Origin of the sequence: Mesorhizobium sp. M7D.F.Ca.US.004.03.1.1, from assembly GCF_003998635.1 — a bacterium.
GTDB lineage: Bacteria > Pseudomonadota > Alphaproteobacteria > Rhizobiales > Rhizobiaceae > Mesorhizobium > Mesorhizobium loti.
The window spans coordinates 1-18,782 of sequence record NZ_RZQG01000028.1 but is presented as its reverse complement, the minus strand read 5'-3'; the positions used below and the strand labels follow the sequence as shown (position 1 = coordinate 18,782).

Below are 18,782 nucleotides of genomic sequence, written 5' to 3'. Positions count from 1 at the left end.
GAATACGTCTCCTTAGCGGCCGATCTTCAGACGCATGCCAAGCCATCCAGGCAGGCCGGCGGCTTGAATCTTGCTGGCTGTTTCTTCGTAATCATAGGGAACACGAACCATCGTGACCTCGTGTCGCTGCGTGTCGACAAGAACAAAGCACGCCGCCGGGTTGCCGTCGCGCGGTTGGCCTACCGCGCCGGCGACTACCAGGTGACGCCTGATCTCGGACAACGGCGCCGCCACATTGTCATGCGGCTGAAAATGCGTTGGCCGGCGACCGGGCAGCGCGTAGTAGATGGCGGGAATGTGGGTGTGGCCGCAGAAAACGAAGCGGGCGTCGCTTGCCGAGAGGCAGCGCTCCGCCGCATCCACGTCGCGTATATAGGGCCATTTTCCCGGCCGCTCGGCGCTTGCGTGCACATACAGACGGTCCTCGGATTGCAGTGAGAGCGGCAGTCGCGCCAGGAAATCAAGATGTGCCGGAGCGATGCGTTCGCGAGTCCACTGGACTGCGAACCGCGCGTTCTCCGTCATGTTGCTTAGATTCAGCGCCACTGCTTCGTCGTGGTTGCCCATGATGCAAAGCGCGCCATCAGCCATCAGATGGGCGGCCTTCTCGATCACATAGATGGGATCAGGACCGTAGCCGACCAGATCACCGAGCAATACCAACTCGTCTGGACTACCGCGTTCGTGGACAGCTTCCATGACCGCGTCGAACGCCTCGCGATTGGCATGGATGTCAGACAGGATTGCAATGCGCATTCAACCTTGTCCCAGAGATTGGCAAAACATGGCAAGGCGCGTGCCACGGGTGATTGATACGGCTGCGTCGCGATCATTGGGGACGGCTAAAGCAATTTGCCGTCTCTTTGGGGTGGCGAAACATGGCTGAGTGATGCCGAGTCTGGCTCAGCGTCTGCCGTCGCGCCTTTGTAAACCAAGCGTATGACAAAGACGAAGTATCCGACCTGCAGAACGACCAAGTCGATAATCGCCCAGCCCAGTGCTGTCCAGACCGAGCCCGTTACCGCGTAGGTCCACACCGCAACGATGGCCGAGGTGACAAACATTCCCACCACAAACTGCGGAAGATACATTGTTGCGCATCAACCGCCCCGGACCTGATATAAGTTCGAAACGGCTCCCCATTGCTATGCAAAAGCTAAGGGGATCATAGGCATCCGGATTGGCTTGTGGCTTGACGTGGATCAATCAGGCCGGGCGTCAGTCAACTGGTTTCTTTTTGATTGTTGCAAATCTGGCCAATTCCTCGGCCAACAGATTTTTAAGCGTTGCACGACGGTCCGGGTCTGTTTCGGATATGAGCTTGTGCCTGAAATGCTTGATGTTTTCGTGATGTATGTATTCGCGGTAGGGATCCTGCATAACCGTATCCCTCCTTTGGGGAGACGCAACCGCGACGCTAGGCGTCTATTCGGTCCAAGGCCAGCGTAATCGCTCGTTGAAGGCCGTAGCCGCACTTGGCGGCTGCGAATCCGCTCCGTGTTTAAGTAGGTAGTTTCCCGTAGGGATATAACCGAATTTCGCGGCCCCCGGATTCGCGCGATTGCTGTGTCACGGATCAACCGGGAAAACAGCCATGCACGCCCCCACGAGTTCCAGAATCTCACTGCTGTCGCATTCTGTGCAACCAAGCCTGCCGGATGCGTTCGACCCGGCGCCGCTGCAGCCGGTGAGCTTTTTTCCCGCCGGCGCGGAAATCTATGCCCAGGGCGAGAAAGCTGGGGCCTTCTATCAGGTCGAGTTCGGTGCCGTGCGCATCTACCGCTTGCTTGCCGACGGTCGCCGGCAGATCAGCGCCTTTCACCTCGCCGGAGAGACATTCGGGTTCGAGGCAGACGCAACACATCATTTCTTCGCAGAGGCAATCAACGCCACAGCTGTCCGCGTTCTGCGGCTCACTACCGGGGCGGACATGTCCCGCCAACTATTGCCCTTGGCGCTGAAGGGTTTGACCCGCGCGCAGGAGCATCTGCTGGTTCTCGGCCGCCAGAACGCCATCGAACGTGTCGCCGCTTTCCTGGTTGACATGGCGGAGCGGCAGGGCGGCTTGCGGCAGGTTGAGTTGCCAATGTCGCGTATGGACATCGGCGACTATCTCGGCCTGACCATCGAGACCGTGTCGCGGGTCTTCACCCGGCTGAAGGACAAGGGCGTCATCCGCCTGCTCAACCTGCGCAGCATCGAAATCGTCAAGCAGGACGTGTTGCAGACCATGGGCGAATGAGGGTGCCTGCCTACGAAAAGGAGAGACGACAATGACGCCGCAGAACCGGCCTCAGTTCAAGGACCAGATGACGATGGACAATACACTTACCACCCACACCGGCTTTCGCTTCGACGTGCGCCGCGCGCGCGCTGAAGATGAGCCGACGCTGGCCGAGTTCTTCACCCATGTGACTCCGGAAGACCTGCGCTTCCGCTTTCTCGGCGCTGTGAAGGAAGTCTCGCATGAACGGCTGGTGGCGATGACGCGTTCAGATGACGCCCATATCCATAATTTTCTAGCATTCTCGACCGACGGGATGCTGATCGCGGTTGCGACGCTGGCGAGCGATCCGGCCGATCGAAACGGCGAGGTTGCGATATGCATTCGCGCGGATCGCAAGCATCTGGGCGTTGGCTGGGAGCTGCTCGCCTCTATCGCGAAATATGCCGAAGAACTCGGCCTCAAAGCGATCGAGTCGATCGAGAGCCGTGAAAACCGTGCTGCGATCGAGGTCGAGCGCGACATGGGTTTCACCGTCACGCCCGATCCCGACGATGCGACGCTTGTCCTGGTTCGGCGGGAACTGGGATCGCGATCAGCCGGTTAGCTATCGTGGCCCCTCCCGGGCCGTTGCGGGCGCGGCAGATCGGAAGATGAACATGTCCGTGGCCACGGCGCGTTCTTCATCCGCTGGAATGACAAGCACATCGACGCGGGAATTCGCAGCGCTGACCACCTCCTCGCCTCCTCGGTTTCGCTCCTCGTCGAGGCCGACCCCAAGCCAGGCCGCGGCGGCGCTGATCCTTTCCCGGACCAAGGGCGCGTTTTCGCCGATGCCGGCAGTGAACACCAGCGTGTCCAGCCCTCCCATGGCAGCGGCCAACGATCCTATCTCACGTCCGATCCGATAGACGAAGAGATCGACAGCCTGTGCGGCGGCAAGATCGTCCGAGCCGATCAGCGTCCGCATATCACCAGATATTCCGGACACACCGAGCAGGCCTGATTGCTCGTAGAGAATCGTGACCAGTTCGTCCCCAGACAGCCGCCGTTCCTGCAGCAAGTGGAGGATCACCCCCGGGTCCAGCGCGCCGCAACGCGTGCTCATCAGCAGGCCGTCCAGGGTCGAAAATCCCATCGTCGTGGCGATGCTCCGTCCAGCGTCCATGGCGCACAGGCTGGCGCCGCTGCCGAGATGGGCGACGATCGTGCGGCCACCCGCGCGGGTGCCGTAACGATCATGCAGCTTTGCAGCGATATGGCTGTAAGACAGCCCATGAAAGCCGTAGGACACGATGCCCGCCTCGGACATTGCGCGCGGTAGCCCGTAGATTTTGGCGAGCTCCGGCCGGGCTGAATGAAACGCCGTGTCGAAGCACCCTATCTGGAGGGCCTGCGGCAAGAGCTTTGTGGCCAGCGCGACAAGCTCGAGATTGATTCGTTGGTGGATGGGCGCCATCGGCTCAAGCAAGCGCAGCGCTTTTAGCGTGCGTTCGTCGAGCCGCGTTGCTTCGGTGAAGTCACGCCCGCCGTGAACGATCCTGTGCCCTACCCTGTCGATGCGACGCAGGAGATCGTTATCGGCGAGCACGGATGCAACCGCCGCGAACGCCTTGTCCATATCGATCCGTGCTTCGCCCAGGCTCCTATCGATCTTGGACGCGCTGGCCGCGGCCTCGACACGCAGCCGCGGTTGTTGACCGAGGGAGGAGACATTGCCGCGCAGCAGTACCGGAAGTTGGTCACGCCCTTCGAAGACGGCGAACTTCAGGCTCGAAGAACCGCCGTTCAGGACAAGGATCGCATCGGTCATGAAGCCATCCGATATGTTTCCGTCCCTATGTGCTTGAGGTCAATCTGGACGCTTCAGCGCCGCATCAGCATCCTGTCCCCACTTCCAGTCAAGGATCTCGGGCATATCCTGCCCATGGGCGCGAATACAGGCTCGATGTTCAAGCAGCTTGCTGTCCATCGCCTGCTTCAGGCCGACCCGCACGCTCTTCAGTCGCGGCACCCAGTCGAGGGCGCTTTGGACGATATGAAAGCGGTCGAGGCCATTCAGCACCGTCATGTCGAAAGGCGTCGTCGTCGTCCCTTCTTCGTTATAGCCACGCACATGGATGTTGTCGTGGTTGGTGCGCCGATAAGTCAGGCGATGGATGGTCCAGGGATAGCCGTGATAGGCAAAGATGACCGGCTTGTCGGTAGTGAACAGCGCGTCGAAATCGCGATCCGACAGACCGTGCGGATGGTATTCCTTTGGCTGAAGAGTCATCAGGTCAACGACATTGACCACCCGGATCCTGAGATCGGGAACCTGTTGCCTGAGGATCTGCACCGCGGCCAGCGTTTCTAGGGTCGGGACGTCGCCAGCGCAAGCCATCACGAGGTCGGGCTCTGCCCCATCGTCAGTTGACGCCCAGTCCCAGATGCCGACCCCTGCCCTGCAGTGAATGATTGCCCTATCCATCGACAGCCACTGCCAAGACGGCGGCTTGCCGGCGACGATGACGTTGATGCGGTTCCAGGTCTGCAGCACATGGTCGGTCACGCACAACAAGGTGTTGGCGTCCGGTGGCAGGTAGACCCGCACAATATCGGCCTTCTTGTTGAGGGCGACGTCAATGAAGCCGGGGTCCTGATGGCTAAAGCCGTTGTGTTCCTGATGCCAGACATGGCTGGACAACAGATAATTCAGCGATGCGATCGGCCGCCGCCACGGGATATCGCGGCAGGCATCCAGCCATTTCGCGTGCTGATTGAACATGGAATCGACGATGTGGATAAACGCCTCGTAGCAGGAAAACAGGCCATGGCGCCCGGTGAGCAGATAGCCTTCCAGCCAACCCTGGCAGGTGTGCTCAGAGAGGATTTCGAGAACCCGGCCGTCGCGGCCGAGATGGACATCTTCGGGCAGAATCTTTTCCATCCAGGCACGTTCCGTGACCTCGAACACGTCTTGAAGCCGGTTCGAGGCGGTCTCGTCCGGGCCGACGATCCGGAAGTTCTCTGAGGCCTCGTTCAACTTCATGACGTCACGCAGGAAACGACCCATGACCCGCGTCGACTCAGCCTTGATGGCGCCAGGGCGCTCAAGCGCAATGGCGTGGTCATGCAACGCCGGCAGATCCAGAGACCTTCGCAGCAGGCCGCCATTGGCATGCGGGTTGGCGCCCATACGTCTCGTCGCCTGGGGTGCCGTGGCGCGGATCGCAGCCACAGGAGCGCCGGCGGCGTCGAACAGTTCCTCGGGCCGGTAGCTTTTCAGCCACTCCTCGAGCAGCTTGAGATGGGCCGGGTTTTCCGCAAGGCCAGACAAGGGTACCTGATGCGAGCGCCAGAAGCCCTCGGTCTTCAGACCGTCGACCTCTTTCGGTCCCGTCCAGCCCTTGGGGCTGCGCAGCACGATCATTGGCCATTTTGGTCGTGACGCGGTCGCCGCAGCTCCGTTGCGGGCGGCATGCTGGATAGCCTGGATCCTATCAAACGCATCGTCGAGCACGCTCGCCATTCGCTCATGCATCAGCACAGGCTCGTGGCCCTCCACGAACAGCGGCTCATAGCCGTAGCCGGCAAACAGCGCGCGCAATTCGTCTTCGGGAATGCGGGCCAGAATGGTCGGATTGGCGATCTTGTAGCCGTTCAGATGCAGGATCGGCAGCACCGCCCCGTCGCGCGCCGGGTTGAGGAATTTGTTGGAATGCCACGCGGCTGCCAGTGGCCCCGTTTCAGCCTCGCCGTCACCGACGACACAGGCGACGACAAGGTCGGGATTGTCGAAGGCGGCGCCATAGGCATGCGAAAGCGAATAGCCCAACTCTCCGCCCTCATGAATTGAGCCGGGCACATCCGGTGCTGCATGGCTCGGGATACCGCCGGGAAACGAAAACTGCCGGAACAGCTTGCGCATCCCCTGCTCGTCCATCGCAATGTCCGGATTGAATTCGCTGTAGGTGCCTTCCAGATAGGTATTCGCCACCATTGCCGGGCCGCCATGGCCTGGGCCGCAAACATAGATCACATTTGCTTCCCTGAGCCGGATTGCGCGATTGAGGTGTGCATAGATAAAACTCAAGCCCGGCGACGTTCCCCAGTGGCCGAGCAGGCGCGGCTTGACGTGCTCCAGCCGCAACGGTTCGCGCAGCAGCGGATTGTCGAGCAGGTAGATCTGGCCGATCGTCAGATAGTTGGCAGCACGCCAATAGGCATCGATATCGTGCAACTCGCGATCGGACAGAAGGCCACTGGAAGCTGGTATTGTCGTATGCTCTGTCATGTCTGGCTCCCATCGCCTGTTGGCGCCCTGTCGCCGGACTGCGACACGGGCCTGTGTTCTTTGATCTGCAGCGAATGGACACCAACGCGTTCGCGCGCTTTCAGTTCATCGCTTCACGGCCTCTATGCGTCGTTGTCCTCGAGCGCCCTGCGCATGCGCCTAATCACCGCTGCGCGACCCCTCTCGTCGGCCGCAGCGGTGACCGCCTCGTTTACGTCCAGGAGAAGCCTTGAAAGGTCGTTGTGCCAGTCGAGGCGGGCAATCTTTCCCGGCGTCAGACGGCGGGGCTCGTTAACCTCGACCGGCAAACTACGACCGGGGGTCAATTGGAAAGCATCGTCTAGCCTCGGGATGATGATCTTGTCGTCGGGTATCAGTCCTGCAAGCCTTCCACGCAGGCCGCCGAGTCCAGCCTCCTCTCCATGCGTCAGGAACACCTGCTGCTTCACCGGAGTTCGGGCCTTGAGCCAGGCAACCAGTTCGCTGGCGTCGGCGTGGCCGGAATAGAGGTCGAACAGGGTGATGCGTGCTTTGACCTCGACTTCCTCACCCTGGATGCGCACACGCTCAGCGCCGTCGAGCAGTATCCTCCCGAGCGACCCTTGGGCCTGGTATCCGGCCATCATCACCGTGGCGTTCCTGCGCCAGAGATTGGCCTTGAGATGATGGCGGATTCGCCCCGCATCGCACATGCCGCTGGCGGCGATCGCCACGAAGAAGCCGGTCAGGCGATTGATCGCCTTGCTCTGTTCCACCGTCTCTGTGAAGCGCAGCTCCTTCGAGTTGAGGGCCAGGCGCAGCACGTCACCCTGCTCGATCTCGTTGGCATGGCGCTCAAAAATCGCACTGGCGCGTGTTGCCAGCGGCGAGTCGACGAAGACCGGGGCTGACGGCACCTCCCCCGCTTTCATGAGCAAATACAGATCGACCAGCAGTTCTTGCGTCCTCTCGACCGCGAAAGACGGAATAATGAGGGGGCCACAGGCCTCGGCAGCGCCACGAACGATGTCGCCGAGCTGGGATCGCCGCTGCTCCGGCGAGACGTCAGGTCGCTCTCGGTCGCCATAGGTCGATTCACAGATCAGATAATCGACGCCCGACGGCCCCTCTGGATCGGTCTGAAGCAGCTTGTGGCCGGGGCCTATGTCGCCCGAGAACATGAGGCGCAGGGGCGCATCCTGCCGGTCGATCTCGAGTTCGACCGATGCCGAACCAAGCAGATGGCCGGCATTCCAGAAGCGGGCGCGAAGGCCGTCGGTGACGATGGTCCATTCGCCGTATTCCAGAGCCCGGAACAAGGTCATGCAAGCGGCCGCATCCCGCAGGCTGTAGATCGGCTCGACCGGCGGCCGACCGCGCTGCGCGTTGCGGCGGTTCAGGTGCTCGACCTCCATTTCCTGAATATGAGCCGAATCCGGCAGCATGACTGAGCAAAGATCGATGGTGGCGCGAGTGGTGTGGATCGGGCCGGCAAATCCCTGCTTGACCAGTTTCGGCAAAAGGCCGCTGTGGTCGATATGTGCATGCGTTAGAATGACGGCGTCAATCGCGTCCGGTGGAAACGGGAACGCACCATAGTTCAGTTCCCTTTCCGACTTCGACCCCTGGAACAGGCCGCAGTCGACGAGAATCCGCCCGCGCGGCGTTTCGATCTCATAGCAAGAGCCGGTGACACCATGAGCCGCGCCGTGGAAGCGCAGAACAGGATCCGTGTCGCGATTGCCTCTCATATCGCCACAACCTAATGCGACAGCAGGACAGGCAGACGCAGATCCGCGAGAATGCCTTCGGTGGCACCGCCAAGCACGAAGTCCCTGACGCGGGAGTGACCATATCCGCCCATGACAAGTAGGTCGCCGCCGATCTTGAGAGCATGCTCCTGGAGAGCTGTTCCGATCGACCGATCCCCTGCCTGGATCGAGGCGGCCTCGGCCACCAGACCGCGCGTCCTCAATCCCTGCGCAAGGCGTTCGCCGATGTCCTGTCCAGGAAGTGGCTTTTCATCGGTCACGGTCACAACGGTGATCATGGAGGCCCGTTCGAGAAACGCGTGTGCGTCGGCAACAGCCCGTGCGGCCACTCGGCTGGCGTCCCAGGCGATAACGACATGTCCAAGGACCCCGACGTCCGTGGAGTCGGGAATAAGCAGGGTCGGTCGACCCGAGCCGAACAGTATCGCCTCGGCTATCATCCGCGCCGTCTGGTTGGCCGGCGCCCAGCCGACCAGACAGACATCGAAATAGCGGGAGTGGTTTGCGGCAACATCGCCCATCCGGGCCGGTGCTGCGGTCAACTCCTGCGTGGTGAGGGTCACACCGCCATGCGCTGCTTCTTTCGTAATCGCCTCCAGCAGGACGCTGCCGCATTTGCGGCTGGTCGCCTCGACCTCTCGTATCTTGTTTGGAAGATCGAGCAAATAGCTCGAGAGCGCGTTCGAAACGTCGGGAATGTCGACATTGACGGCAACAGCATGCAGCGTCGCTTCGATATTCTTGGCGACTGCGACTGCATTCGCTGCGATTTTCGAGGAGCTCGCGTCTGGAAATGTCGCCAAGGACAGAGATGCCATCAGCTTCATCGGATTTCGCCTCCGTTGCGGCAAAGGCCAAACGGCCATCTTTCGCGACATTTGTAATCACAAGGGACGAGGCGAGCTTTGATCCACCGCAAATGCGTCTTCATCCTGAGGGGTGGTCAGGCGTTTGGTTAGGAGCAGCGGGAGCCCTTTACCCAGCCGCTATGATGCGGATAGCTCGAACTGCAGCGACAGAAAAAGCCCGGCGACAGGATCAGTGCCGGCATTCAGGATGTTGCGACCTTCTTGGCCGGGCATGGCATCAAGGCGCGCAATGAAGTGCTGACGGCCGATGACGAGAGCGACAAGCTGACCGATTTCCTGAGCTCCGCCAACGCCGACCTTATTGTGTCGGGCTGAGCAGCCCGGCATTTTTGATCCAGATCAAACCATGCCCGCCGTATTCATTCCATATGATTTCAAATCAGGCGCTTAGTTAAAGCGGGTTCAATGACGGACATCGTCGCGAGGCTTCTCAATGCGTGCAATGCTGAAAGGAACAAAGGAGCGGATTTTCCAACGATCTGGAAAAACATCCTGAAGGTGCACCCTTACGTCGCGGGATCGCCGATCCAGGACAGCGGCGAGAATGGTCTCATATTGCGAATTCCCCTGATCACCGGTCAGGTTCTCGTCTTTCTCGGCTCGAACTTCTCTCTCCTCTAGCAGCAGCTTCCGCGTGTCGGTGATCCGGCCGATGCCTCGGACGTTCCTTGACCGAGACTAATACGGTTGCCACAAGTGCGACATGGTCCATGATCTGGGCGGCCTCTCAAGCCGTCGTCAACGTGTCCTCGATGGCCTCGGCGGAATGTTTCACGAGATCCTTGGCCAGCTCGCCTACCAGCTTTGCTCTCAACGGAGCCTGGAAGTGCCTACGCAACTCGCCCAGCGTGCGCGGATCGGCGATCACCACTATCCCCAAATGATCTGCGGTTCGTTTCTTGACGTGGCGGCAGGTAATTTTTGCGCCCGGCTGATAATGATGGGGGCAACTGGTTTCAGTGCGAGCGGAATCCCAAGCTCCTTCTTCACCGTCGTCTCGTTGAGCCAGGGCCGAGACAACCCTATCCAGCATGTTCCTAGACCCCTCGCATGAGCTGCAAGCATGAGATTCTGCCCGGCCAGGCAGCAATCCTCGTCAGACTGTCTCTCGGCATTCGAGGCACAAATGATGATCAGCGCCGGCGCACCATGGAAAATCGTGAACTCTTTATCGGCAGGATGACCAGCGAGCGGCGAACCTTTGGGCAGATTGGCGATGGTGTAGCGCTTGGCCTCATCCGACAATCCCCGCAGACGCGCGGAACCGCTGACCACAACAAAGGCCCATGGCTGCAGGTTCATGGCGCTCGGCGCCTTGCAAACGGTCGTTCCGCCGGTTATTGCGGCTTGCAACAGTTCCGTGCAAATCGTTTGATCGCTGTTGATGTGACTGATTTTATTGAATTAAATAACGACCAGCGTCGTGAGAAAGTCAATTCCGACCAACGCTTCGCCGTGCTTAAGGAGGCCCAAAGAAAGGCGAAGAGCTTTCGGGGATCCCTCGTCTGGCACACCGTGAATGGCATCGACCACCTGATGCGAAGCTACTACGATTCCACCGGTGCACGACACCAGAAGGTGGAAGGTCGCCGCTCGCCGGCGAGCGAAGCTCTCAAAGCGGATTGGGAAGTGGCACGCGCGTCCGCCCAAGAGACGCTCTCCGCGCGACGGGAGCAGATGGAGCGCCAATCTGCTGTCAATCGAGCGCTCAGGCTCGGACGCGTTCCCTTGATCGCTGCAAGAATTATCAGGGCAATCGATGACGCCGGTCTTCTCGGCGAAGGCATTCGTATTGCGGGAACCAATGCAATATACGCCTATGAGGCGACGGCCGGAGTGTTCGTGGATCCGGGCATCACGTCTACGGAAGACATTGGCCTCCTCATGGATGCGCCCCAGTCCCTCAGAATCATGGCTGACACAAACGTCGAAGACGGAGCGCTCATCAACCTCTTGCGCAAGGTCGATCGGTCCTTCGAGCGTTCATCCGCAACGTTCCGCGCGGTGAACCGCGACGGATATCTCGTCGATCTGATCAAACCGCTTGCGACCCCGGAGTGGAAGCAGAGTCGGCAAACTGTTGGGAAGGCCGACGACGAATTGGTTGCCGTCGAGATCGCCGGCTTGGCATGGCTGGAAAATGCCCCTGCTTTCGAAGCAATCGCGATCGATGAAAAAGGTGGGCCATTACGCCTCGTCGTTCCCGATCCCCGGATTTTTGCCGCGCACAAATTCTGGGTGTCGAAACGAGCTGATCGCGAGCCAATCAAGCGCCGTCGCGACTTGGCCCAGGCGCAAGCTGTTGCCGGGCTCACGACCCAGTATCTCAAGCATCTTCCGTACGAAGCAAGCGAGCTTCGGGCCCTTGCCCCGTCCGTTTTCGACGACGCCCATCATTTGTTCGCATGACTCGCGTCGACATCGTTCAGCGCTTGTCTGTGACTGCCGATTTTCTCTGGCTCCAAGGACGCGCGTGCATCGTTGGTCGTGCACTTCCGGACTAGATGGAGTGAGTTCGACCCCATCCATGAGCAGGCGATCTGTGGAGCGCGCCAGAGCGGTATTCGCTTTCAGGGGATGAGCAGCAACTTGCCGGTTGTCACTCGGTTCGACACTTCATCATTTCGACCAAAGACTTCCTTTGGAGTGACGGCGTGCGGTTTAAAGATGTGAGCGACCTTTCCTGAACTTTCGAAATCGGATGGCGAGCACAATTATGCCTTCGAACATGACGATGGCGAAGGCGGCCCAGAAGCCAACTCGCGCCAGATCGTGCCCGCTGCTGCGCAAGGCATAGCCAAGACACAGAAATGGCGTATTCCACAGCAGGCAGCCAAGCGATGTCGCTGCCAGGAAAGTTCTGGCTTCAAGCTTCAACGCGCCAGCCGGCAAGGCAAGATAAATTCGAACCGCCGGAACGACCTGCCCCGCCAGTGTCACCCAGAAATGATTGCGGCGGTAGGCGTCGGTCAGCCTGTCATAGAATGGCAGTTTCAGGAATACGCATTTGCCATAACGCGCCACAGCCGCGCGCGCCCGTTGCGGCCCAAGCGACAAGCCGATCGCATACCAGCACAGCCCTCCAATAACCGATCCTGATGTCGTGACTGCGATGGTCAGCGCGAGTGCCCCGCCATCCGGCACGGTCAATCCCAACAGCATCAGCAAGATATAGGACGGAAAGAGAGGGACGAACTTTTCGGCAATGGCGAGACACCCGATGCCGGCAAGCCCGAAGCTCATCAGCACGGTGACAGCGTGCGGCACTTGCATGGTGAGCTCAGGCGCAGTCATCGGATCTGCTAATCCGGTAGACGGACGCCGGCGGTATGTTCCAGACGGTTCGGCCGACATGCGCTGAACTGAGGTTCAGGTGATCCAGAACGGGTTCGGGAACCGGACAGCGTGGGCCATAGGTGATCTGATAAAATGCGCCGTTGGGTCTCAGATATTTGAAGGCTCCGTTCAAGATGGCGGTGACCTGCTTGGGCTGCATGGCACGAAAGCCCAGCCCGCTGATGACTGCGCCAGCCGAGGCGCGGTCAAATAGCCTGAGGTCGGCAAGTCGTGTGGCATCCATCTTGAGAACGCGGGCTTGGGGGAAGCGCGACTTCAAGAGCTGGACAAAATCAGCGCTGAACTCGACCAGCGTAAGATCCTTCTCGCACACACCGCGCTTGAGCAGTGAATAGGTGAAAGCCCCGGTGCCGGGTCCTAGCTCCATGACGGGTCCGGTCGCAGAATCGATGTCCTGGGTCATCAGTGCCGCAACCCGGGCGCCTGATGGGGCCACAGCCGCGATGCTGCGTGGATTGCGAAGCCAGGCAAGAAAGAATGGCGGGATATCAGCGATCGACATGCTGGCCCTCCAGGATCGAACCATAAACAGAAGGGGGGACGCGTCGTTCAGCCGCGAGGCTGGCGAAATTGCAGGGCATTGATCTCGTCCTATTCAGTGAAGAGCCGAGAACTCACACGCCCGGATTGAGAAAACCTGTCACACAAATATTCTTCGAAGGATGGGGGGCGGCGGCGTCGGGATAAGCCAAAAATCTCTCGTAAAAGCTTGCCTGCAAGGTTTTCGCAATGCAGCGGCGCTGGTGCCCGGCTAAACTATGCGCGTGAACGACGGAGCTGATTGGATGCGCGTGCTGTTGGTGGAAGACGAGCAGGCCATGGTCGGGGTTCTGCGCAGTGGGCTGGTCCGCCACGACATGGTTGTCGACGATGTGGCAAGCCTGGCGGAGGCTGACGCCGCGCTCTGCGATGACATTTACGACGTGGTGGTGCTGGACCGCAGATTGCCGGATGGCGACGGGCTTTCACTGATCAAGTCGCTGCGCGCAAACGGCAATGTAGTGCCGGTGCTGGTGCTGACGGCAAAGGGTGACCTGATCGACCGGGTTGCCGGCCTGGACAGTGGTGCTGACGACTATCTGGGGAAACCGTTTGCCTTTGAGGAGCTGCTGGCTCGGCTTAGGGCCATCATGCGCCGCCCAGCCAATGTGCAGGCCGACATCGTGAGCATAGGTCGCATGTCATTCGACTTCACGCATCGCGAGGCGCATGTCGACGGGGTTCATCTGCGGATGCCGCGGCGGGAATTGCTCGTTGTTGAAGCCCTGATGCGGCGGATGGGACGCATGGTGCTGCGCGAGACGCTGATGGAAGCCGTTTTCGGCATCAATGACGATATCCAGTCGAATGCGCTCGATACGCATATTTCGCGGGCTCGCCGCAAGCTCACGGATGCCAACGCGGGCGTGGTGATCAGTGGCATACGTGGCGTCGGCTATCTGCTGCGCGAGACGGCGTAATGCGGTCGAAGCCTCGTTCCCTGAAATGGCTGCTGGTCAGCAGAATTGTGGCGCTGCAGGCTGCAATGATTGCAGCACTTGTGGCGCTGACCGTCGGGGCCCTCTGGAGCACCGGCTATCTCGTCGACGATTACGAAGGAGGCAGTCTCGACGTGCTCGCGGATGCGATTGTGCGAGACGCAAGCGGCGGGTTGGCTCTTCAGCCGACCTCCGCACTTGTTCGTCTTCGGTCGGAAGCGCCGGGGTTATGGTTCGTGATCCGAGATGCTGAGGCGCATCGCTTGTCGGAGGGCAACATTCCGCCGACCTATGCGCCCGTCATCGGCATACTCGACAAGCTGAATGACGCCCGGCTAGGGCAGCTCGGAATGGGTGGAAAACCTGATGCAGTCATCAAGTGGGTCACTACTGCTGCTGGCAAAGTTCACATCTTGACGGGCACGCAAGGGCAGATGTCCATCCGTCGCCTTGCCTTGGGAGTATCTGGTGGATTTGTCTCTGTCATCTTGCCGGTGATCGCCCTCATGACGCTGGCAACCTTGGTCGCAACACCTTTTGTCGTACGCCGGGCGCTGGCGGGGCTGGGCCGGGCAGTGGCGCAAGCGACCCGCATCGAATTTGACAAGCGCGGCGTGCAGCTACCGGTGAATGATGTGCCTGTCGAAATCGGCCCTCTCGTCAACGCGGTCAACGATGCGCTCCAGCGCCTCGATGCGGGATATGCGCGCCATCAGCATTTTCTCGCGCAAGCCGCGCACGAACTGCGCACGCCCATTGCCATCTTGAATGCTCGAGTTGCGGCGTTGCCTCCCGGATCCGACAAGACGAGCCTGCTGGAGGACGCGGCACGCCTGACAACCCTCGCCGGCCAGCTTCTCGATCTTCAGCGGCTTGATCAGAAGTCGAACCACTTCCTGCCGGTCAATCTTGTCGGAATGGCCAAACAGGTGGTCTTTGACCTCGGCCCGCTGGCGCTTGCGGCAGGCTACGACATGTCATTCGAAGCTGAACGCGGCGAAATCCTTGTCATGGGCGACCAGACCTCGCTCGAAAGGGCGCTGACCAATCTGGTGCAAAACGCCATCGACCATGGTGGCCGCCACGGAACCATCACGGTTCGTGTCGACGCAGCCGGCTTCGTCGAAGTTTGCGATGAAGGTAGAGGCATTCCGGCCAACGAGCGGAGGCAGATCTTCGAACCGTTCAACCGCTTGACACCTGACGGTCGCGGCGCCGGACTAGGGCTAAACTTGGTGCAGGAGATCATGCGCCTGCACGGTGGCCAGGTTGCTGTCGTCGAAGCTGACAAAGGCGCGTGTCTGCGAATGTCCTTTGCGATGCCGAGCTGACGGTCGATGACCGGTGACCCAGGGGACAAGCGTGACTCGTGGGACTTCTCGACGAAGGCGAACTTGCTGCCCGATAGTTGTACGGTCGCTGTGAAAGTGCCCGCAACGGTCTCGCCATCGGCGAGGTGCTGGATGGCGCCGGAGATGCCCACCGCGATGTAAAGATCGGGGGCAACCACCTTGCCGGTCTGGCCGACCTGCCAGTCGTTCGGCGCATAGCCGGCGTCGACCGCCGCGCGCGAAGCGCCGACCGCCGCACCGAGCTTGTCGGCGACCGGCAGGATGACCTCCTGGAACTTCTCCGCCGAACCCAGCGCACGACCACCCGAGATGATGATCTTGGCCGAGGTCAGCTCCGGACGGTCGGTCTCGGAAAGCTTGTTCTCGACGAAGGTGGACAGGCCGGGATTGGCTGCCGCCTTGATACTCTCGACCGCCGCCGAGCCACCCTCGGGGGCTGCCTGGAACGAGGCCGTGCGGACCGTGATCACCTTCTTGGCGTCGCTCGACTGCACCGTCTGGATGGCGTTGCCGGCATAGATCGGCCGCTTGAAAGTGTCGGGCGACACCACTTCGATGATCTCGGACACCTGCGCGACATCGAGCAGCGCTGCCACGCGCGGCGCGACATTCTTGCCCGACGAGGTCGCCGGCGCGATGATGGTGTCGTAAGCGCCTGCCAGCGACACGACGAGCGCTGCCGTCGGTTCGGCAAGGCGCTCGGCAAGCTCGTCGGCTTCGGCCAACAGCACCTTGCTCACGCCCTTCAGCTTGGCGGCGGCGTCCGCTGCCGGCTTGGCGCCCTTGCCGGCAACCAGCACATGCACGTCCGAGCCGATCTGCAAGGCGGCCGACAGCGCCTTGGCGGTCTGGTCGGAAAGCGTTGCGTTGTCGTGTTCTGCGATGAGGAGAATAGCCATTTTTCTTGTTCCTTTCCCGATCGCTTACAGCACGCCGGCTTCGTTCTTGAGCTTGTCGACCAGCTCAGCGACGCTCTTGACCTTGACGCCTGCCTTGCGGCCACTCGGCTCCTCGGTCTTGATGACCTTCAGCCGCGGCTTGACGTCGGCGCCGTAGTCGGCCGGGGTCTTCTCGTCGAGCTGCTTCTTCTTGGCCTTCATGATGTTGGGCAGCGAGGCATAGCGCGGCTGGTTGAGGCGAAGGTCGGCGGTGACGATCGCCGGCATCTTCAGCTCCACCGTCTGCAGGCCGCCGTCGACTTCGCGCGTCACCTTGGCCTTGTCGCCGTCGAGCACAATCTTGGAGGCGAAGGTGCCTTGCGCCCAGCCGAGCAGGGCCGCCAGCATCTGGCCGGTCTGGTTGCTGTCGTCGTCGATCGCCTGCTTGCCGAGGATGACAAGGCCGGGCTGCTCGGCGTCGACGACGCCCTTCAGCACCTTGGCGACGCCGAGCGGCTCGGTCTGTTCGTCGGTCTTGACCAGGATGGCGCGGTCAGCACCCATGGCGAGCGCGGTGCGCAGGGTCTCCTGCGACTGCTGCGGGCCGATCGAGACGACGATGATTTCTTCCGCCTTGCCGGCTTCCTTCAGCCGGATTGCCTCTTCAACCGCGATCTCGTCGAACGGGTTCATCGCCATCTTGACGTTGGCGAGCTCCACCGCCGAACCATCAGCCTTCACGCGAACCTTGACGTTCGCATCCACAACCCGCTTCACGGGCACAAGGATCTTCATAGCTCATCCTTTCGGGAGTTTCGGTGACTTTCCAACACCTGCACGATCACATGCGGGCGCGCTTGGCTTCCGGGTCGTAGGGCGACTCCGTGATCACGCGCGCCCTGCGACGCTCGCCAAGGATCGGCACTACGAGTTCAGTGCCGGGAACGGCAAGGTCGGTTGGAAGAAGGGCGATGGCTACGTCGTAACCCAGTGTGTAGGAGTAAGTGCCCGAGGTGATGCGACCGACGAGGCTGCCCTGGTGGTAGACACCCTCGTGAATCAGCGAGCTTGCTTCGTCGGTGTCGATCGAAAGCGTGACCGAGCGGCGAGCGATCCCCCTTTCCTTCTCCTTAACAAGGGCATCGCTACCGATGAAATTACCCTTGTCGAGTCGGATGAAGCGGTCGAGGTTGCTTTCCCAAGCGGAAAGCTCCGGGTTCATGTCACGATACATTGCCCGATAGGATTTTTCGAGGCGCAATGATTCCAGCGCATGCATGCCGATCAGGCGAAGGCCATGTGATTCCCCCGATGCGAGCAGCGCATCCAGCAGATGCCTCTGGTAGCAGAGTGGATGGTAGAGTTCCCAGCCGAGCTCACCTTCGTAATTGACGCGGAGCATTCGAACGTCGCTGGCGAGCCCAACCGTGCCCGATTTCACGCCGAACCATGGGAACGCGTCATTCGAAAGATCGATCTCCGTCAACGGTTGCAGCACGTCGCGCGCCTTCGGGCCTACGATGGTAAAGCAGCCCCGGTCATTGGTGACGTTGCGGAGATGGACGCTGCCGTCTTTCGGCAGTAGTTTCGAAAGGTCGTCGAAATTCCAGCGTTCCGCCCGCGGCGTAGAGATGAGATAGAAGGTTCCTGTCTCGAGGCGGGCAACTACGTACTCGGCCTGGACGCCGCCTTTCGGTGTCAGATGATGGCTGAGGTTGACACGGCCGGTCTTCGGCAGTCGATTTGCAAGAACCCAGTCCAGCCAAGCCTCGGCACCAGGGCCGCTGACCTCGAATTTGGTCATCGGCGTCATTTCTACAAGACCGACGGCGTTGCGTACCGCATGAACCTCCTCGCCGATGTATTTGCCCTTCTCGGTCCAGCGCCAGCTGTACTGGTCCTTGGCTTCGACGCCTTTCGGCGCGAACCAGTTCGGCATTTCCCAACCGTTGAGCACGCCCCAGACGGCACCCCGCTCGGAGAGCCTGTCATAAGACGGCGCAGTCTTCTGAGGCCGGGCAGCAGGCATATCCTGACCGGGATAATGCAGCTCGGCATGGGTACCCCAAGCCTCACGGACCTTCTCGCGCGTCCAGTTTTTGTTGGCGTAGTCGCCGAAGCGACGCGAGTCGATCTCGGATGTGTCAAGACTGTTAGCGCCCTCCACGATGCGCTCGGAAAGATAATAGCCGATCGCTCCGCCCCACAGGATGCCGCCGGGCACGCCTTCGGCAATCCAGACATTTTCGAGACCCCAGGCAGGACCGACCAGCGGCAGTTCGTCGGCGGTCATCTGAAAAGGGCCACGCACATTGGCTTTGAGGCCAACACGGCCCAGCGCAGGGACCAGGTCCATCGCCCTTTCCCAGTTCCATGCGACCGCATCGAAATCTTCCTCGAGGAGATCGGCACCAAACCACTCCGGCACGCCGTTCTCGGCAAACAACTTCAGATGCTCGGTCTTTTCATAGGGACCGAACATCAGCCCGTCGCCCTCCTCGCGCAAATAGCCTTCAAAGCCCTCGTCGCGCAGGATCGGCATTTCCGGCAATCCCTGACGCTTGCGTTCGACGACCTCCGGAACCGCGTCCGTGATC

19 protein-coding genes and 1 pseudogene are annotated in these 18,782 nt (G+C 60.6%); 6 read left to right on the top strand and 14 right to left on the bottom strand.

All coding sequences use genetic code 11. The annotated features are described in order from the left end of the window. Positions 1-12: 12 nt before the first annotated feature. From EN935_RS03610 to EN935_RS40645, 3 genes are all read right to left on the bottom strand, one after another. Complete coding sequence (locus tag EN935_RS03610; RefSeq protein WP_127264330.1) at positions 13-756, bottom strand: metallophosphoesterase family protein; 744 nt, start codon at positions 754-756, stop codon at positions 13-15. Between the two features lie 86 nt (positions 757-842). Then, on the bottom strand, positions 843-1,091 hold the full coding sequence (locus tag EN935_RS03605) for an exopolysaccharide production repressor protein (RefSeq protein WP_126067998.1): 249 nt from the start codon (positions 1,089-1,091) through the stop codon (positions 843-845). Positions 1,092-1,218: 127 nt separating this feature from the next. Beyond that, positions 1,219-1,380, bottom strand: coding sequence for a hypothetical protein (locus tag EN935_RS40645; RefSeq protein ID WP_164771011.1), 162 nt, complete (start codon positions 1,378-1,380; stop codon positions 1,219-1,221). Between the two features lie 214 nt (positions 1,381-1,594). Between EN935_RS40645 and EN935_RS03600 the strand changes: the two genes are divergently transcribed. After that, positions 1,595-2,242, top strand: a complete 648-nt coding sequence (locus EN935_RS03600; RefSeq protein ID WP_126067997.1) for a helix-turn-helix domain-containing protein — start codon at positions 1,595-1,597, stop codon at positions 2,240-2,242. A 73-nt stretch (positions 2,243-2,315) separates the two neighbouring features. Next, positions 2,316-2,831, top strand: a complete 516-nt coding sequence (locus tag EN935_RS03595) for a GNAT family N-acetyltransferase (RefSeq protein ID WP_127264340.1) — start codon at positions 2,316-2,318, stop codon at positions 2,829-2,831. On the opposite strand, the gene EN935_RS03590 is transcribed toward EN935_RS03595, so the two are convergent. The 4 genes from EN935_RS03590 to EN935_RS03575 all read right to left on the bottom strand — a co-directional run bounded on the left by EN935_RS03590 (position 2,832) and on the right by EN935_RS03575 (position 9,069). Then, positions 2,832-4,037: an acetate/propionate family kinase gene (locus tag EN935_RS03590; protein WP_127264328.1), complete on the bottom strand. Its 1,206-nt coding sequence runs from the start codon at positions 4,035-4,037 to the stop codon at positions 2,832-2,834. Between the two features lie 39 nt (positions 4,038-4,076). After that, complete coding sequence (locus tag EN935_RS03585; protein WP_127264326.1) at positions 4,077-6,500, bottom strand: phosphoketolase family protein; 2,424 nt, start codon at positions 6,498-6,500, stop codon at positions 4,077-4,079. A gap of 122 nt (positions 6,501-6,622) precedes the next feature. Beyond that, positions 6,623-8,230, bottom strand: a complete 1,608-nt coding sequence (locus EN935_RS03580; RefSeq protein WP_127264324.1) for an MBL fold metallo-hydrolase — start codon at positions 8,228-8,230, stop codon at positions 6,623-6,625. Between the two features lie 11 nt (positions 8,231-8,241). Beyond that, positions 8,242-9,069, bottom strand: a complete 828-nt coding sequence (locus EN935_RS03575; protein WP_245488834.1) for a universal stress protein — start codon at positions 9,067-9,069, stop codon at positions 8,242-8,244. Between the two features lie 456 nt (positions 9,070-9,525). Between EN935_RS03575 and EN935_RS03570 the strand changes: the two genes are divergently transcribed. Further along, positions 9,526-9,741 carry a hypothetical protein gene (locus tag EN935_RS03570; protein WP_127264320.1) on the top strand — a complete coding sequence of 72 codons (216 nt, stop codon included), beginning with the start codon at positions 9,526-9,528 and terminating at the stop codon, positions 9,739-9,741. A gap of 106 nt (positions 9,742-9,847) precedes the next feature. Here EN935_RS03570 and EN935_RS41805 read toward each other — a convergent pair whose 3' ends face one another. Together EN935_RS41805 and EN935_RS41800 are read right to left on the bottom strand one after the other, a co-directional pair. Further along, on the bottom strand, positions 9,848-9,988 hold the full coding sequence (locus EN935_RS41805; RefSeq protein WP_348629872.1) for a host attachment protein: 141 nt from the start codon (positions 9,986-9,988) through the stop codon (positions 9,848-9,850). 2 nt (positions 9,989-9,990) lie between these two features. Continuing rightward, on the bottom strand, positions 9,991-10,422 hold the full coding sequence (locus EN935_RS41800) for a nitroreductase family protein (protein ID WP_245468868.1): 432 nt from the start codon (positions 10,420-10,422) through the stop codon (positions 9,991-9,993). A 45-nt stretch (positions 10,423-10,467) separates the two neighbouring features. Here EN935_RS41800 and EN935_RS03555 point away from each other — a divergent pair, with 45 nt between their 5' ends. Next, positions 10,468-11,529 (top strand): nucleotidyltransferase domain-containing protein, encoded by a 1,062-nt coding sequence (locus tag EN935_RS03555; protein ID WP_245468867.1) that lies wholly within the window; start codon positions 10,468-10,470, stop codon positions 11,527-11,529. 252 nt (positions 11,530-11,781) lie between these two features. Here EN935_RS03555 and EN935_RS03550 read toward each other — a convergent pair whose 3' ends face one another. Continuing rightward, on the bottom strand, positions 11,782-12,414 hold the full coding sequence (locus EN935_RS03550; protein WP_127264316.1) for a DedA family protein: 633 nt from the start codon (positions 12,412-12,414) through the stop codon (positions 11,782-11,784). Further along, entirely contained in the window at positions 12,401-12,979 is a 579-nt protein-coding gene (locus tag EN935_RS03545; protein ID WP_127264314.1) for a methyltransferase domain-containing protein, read from the bottom strand. Before EN935_RS03545 ends, EN935_RS03550 begins: the two co-directional genes overlap by 14 nt. Before the next feature lie 283 nt (positions 12,980-13,262). Here EN935_RS03545 and EN935_RS03540 point away from each other — a divergent pair, with 283 nt between their 5' ends. Then, the gene (locus tag EN935_RS03540) at positions 13,263-13,937 is read left to right on the top strand and encodes a response regulator transcription factor (protein ID WP_109670184.1); all 675 of its coding nucleotides are present in this window, start codon (positions 13,263-13,265) and stop codon (positions 13,935-13,937) included. Next, positions 13,937-15,286, top strand: coding sequence for a HAMP domain-containing sensor histidine kinase (locus EN935_RS03535; protein ID WP_127264312.1), 1,350 nt, complete (start codon positions 13,937-13,939; stop codon positions 15,284-15,286). The genes EN935_RS03540 and EN935_RS03535 overlap by 1 nt, the downstream gene beginning before the upstream one ends. Positions 15,287-15,405: 119 nt before the next feature. Here the strand turns inward: EN935_RS03535 and EN935_RS03530 are convergent. From EN935_RS03530 to EN935_RS03520, 3 genes and pseudogenes are all read right to left on the bottom strand, one after another. Next, positions 15,406-16,206 (bottom strand): annotated as a pseudogene (locus EN935_RS03530) (electron transfer flavoprotein subunit alpha/FixB family protein); the annotation flags it as partial. 24 nt (positions 16,207-16,230) lie between these two features. Then, positions 16,231-16,980, bottom strand: coding sequence for an electron transfer flavoprotein subunit beta/FixA family protein (locus tag EN935_RS03525; protein WP_126070659.1), 750 nt, complete (start codon positions 16,978-16,980; stop codon positions 16,231-16,233). A 46-nt stretch (positions 16,981-17,026) separates the two neighbouring features. After that, positions 17,027-18,782: FAD-dependent oxidoreductase (locus EN935_RS03520; RefSeq protein ID WP_164771010.1), on the bottom strand; the 1,756-nt coding region annotated here is incomplete at its 5' end.

Excerpts from the sequence above, each read along its gene's own strand:
- EN935_RS03600 (WP_126067997.1), top strand. The coding sequence starts at position 1,595 with ATGCACGCCCCCACGAGTTCCAGAATCTCACTGCTGTCGCATTCTGTG.
- EN935_RS03545 (WP_127264314.1), bottom strand. The coding sequence starts at position 12,979 with ATGTCGATCGCTGATATCCCGCCATTCTTTCTTGCCTGGCTTCGCAAT.
- EN935_RS41800 (WP_245468868.1), bottom strand. The coding sequence starts at position 10,422 with ATGAACCTGCAGCCATGGGCCTTTGTTGTGGTCAGCGGTTCCGCGCGT.
- EN935_RS03605 (WP_126067998.1), bottom strand. The coding sequence starts at position 1,091 with ATGTATCTTCCGCAGTTTGTGGTGGGAATGTTTGTCACCTCGGCCATC.
- EN935_RS03575 (WP_245488834.1), bottom strand. The coding sequence starts at position 9,069 with ATGGCATCTCTGTCCTTGGCGACATTTCCAGACGCGAGCTCCTCGAAA.
- EN935_RS03535 (WP_127264312.1), top strand. The coding sequence starts at position 13,937 with ATGCGGTCGAAGCCTCGTTCCCTGAAATGGCTGCTGGTCAGCAGAATT.
- EN935_RS03590 (WP_127264328.1), bottom strand. The coding sequence starts at position 4,037 with ATGACCGATGCGATCCTTGTCCTGAACGGCGGTTCTTCGAGCCTGAAG.
- EN935_RS40645 (WP_164771011.1), bottom strand. The coding sequence starts at position 1,380 with ATGCAGGATCCCTACCGCGAATACATACATCACGAAAACATCAAGCAT.
- EN935_RS03570 (WP_127264320.1), top strand. The coding sequence starts at position 9,526 with ATGACGGACATCGTCGCGAGGCTTCTCAATGCGTGCAATGCTGAAAGG.
- EN935_RS03580 (WP_127264324.1), bottom strand. The coding sequence starts at position 8,230 with ATGAGAGGCAATCGCGACACGGATCCTGTTCTGCGCTTCCACGGCGCG.
- EN935_RS03540 (WP_109670184.1), top strand. The coding sequence starts at position 13,263 with ATGCGCGTGCTGTTGGTGGAAGACGAGCAGGCCATGGTCGGGGTTCTG.
- EN935_RS03550 (WP_127264316.1), bottom strand. The coding sequence starts at position 12,414 with ATGACTGCGCCTGAGCTCACCATGCAAGTGCCGCACGCTGTCACCGTG.
- EN935_RS03585 (WP_127264326.1), bottom strand. The coding sequence starts at position 6,500 with ATGACAGAGCATACGACAATACCAGCTTCCAGTGGCCTTCTGTCCGAT.
- EN935_RS03610 (WP_127264330.1), bottom strand. The coding sequence starts at position 756 with ATGCGCATTGCAATCCTGTCTGACATCCATGCCAATCGCGAGGCGTTC.
- EN935_RS03525 (WP_126070659.1), bottom strand. The coding sequence starts at position 16,980 with ATGAAGATCCTTGTGCCCGTGAAGCGGGTTGTGGATGCGAACGTCAAG.
- EN935_RS03595 (WP_127264340.1), top strand. The coding sequence starts at position 2,316 with ATGGACAATACACTTACCACCCACACCGGCTTTCGCTTCGACGTGCGC.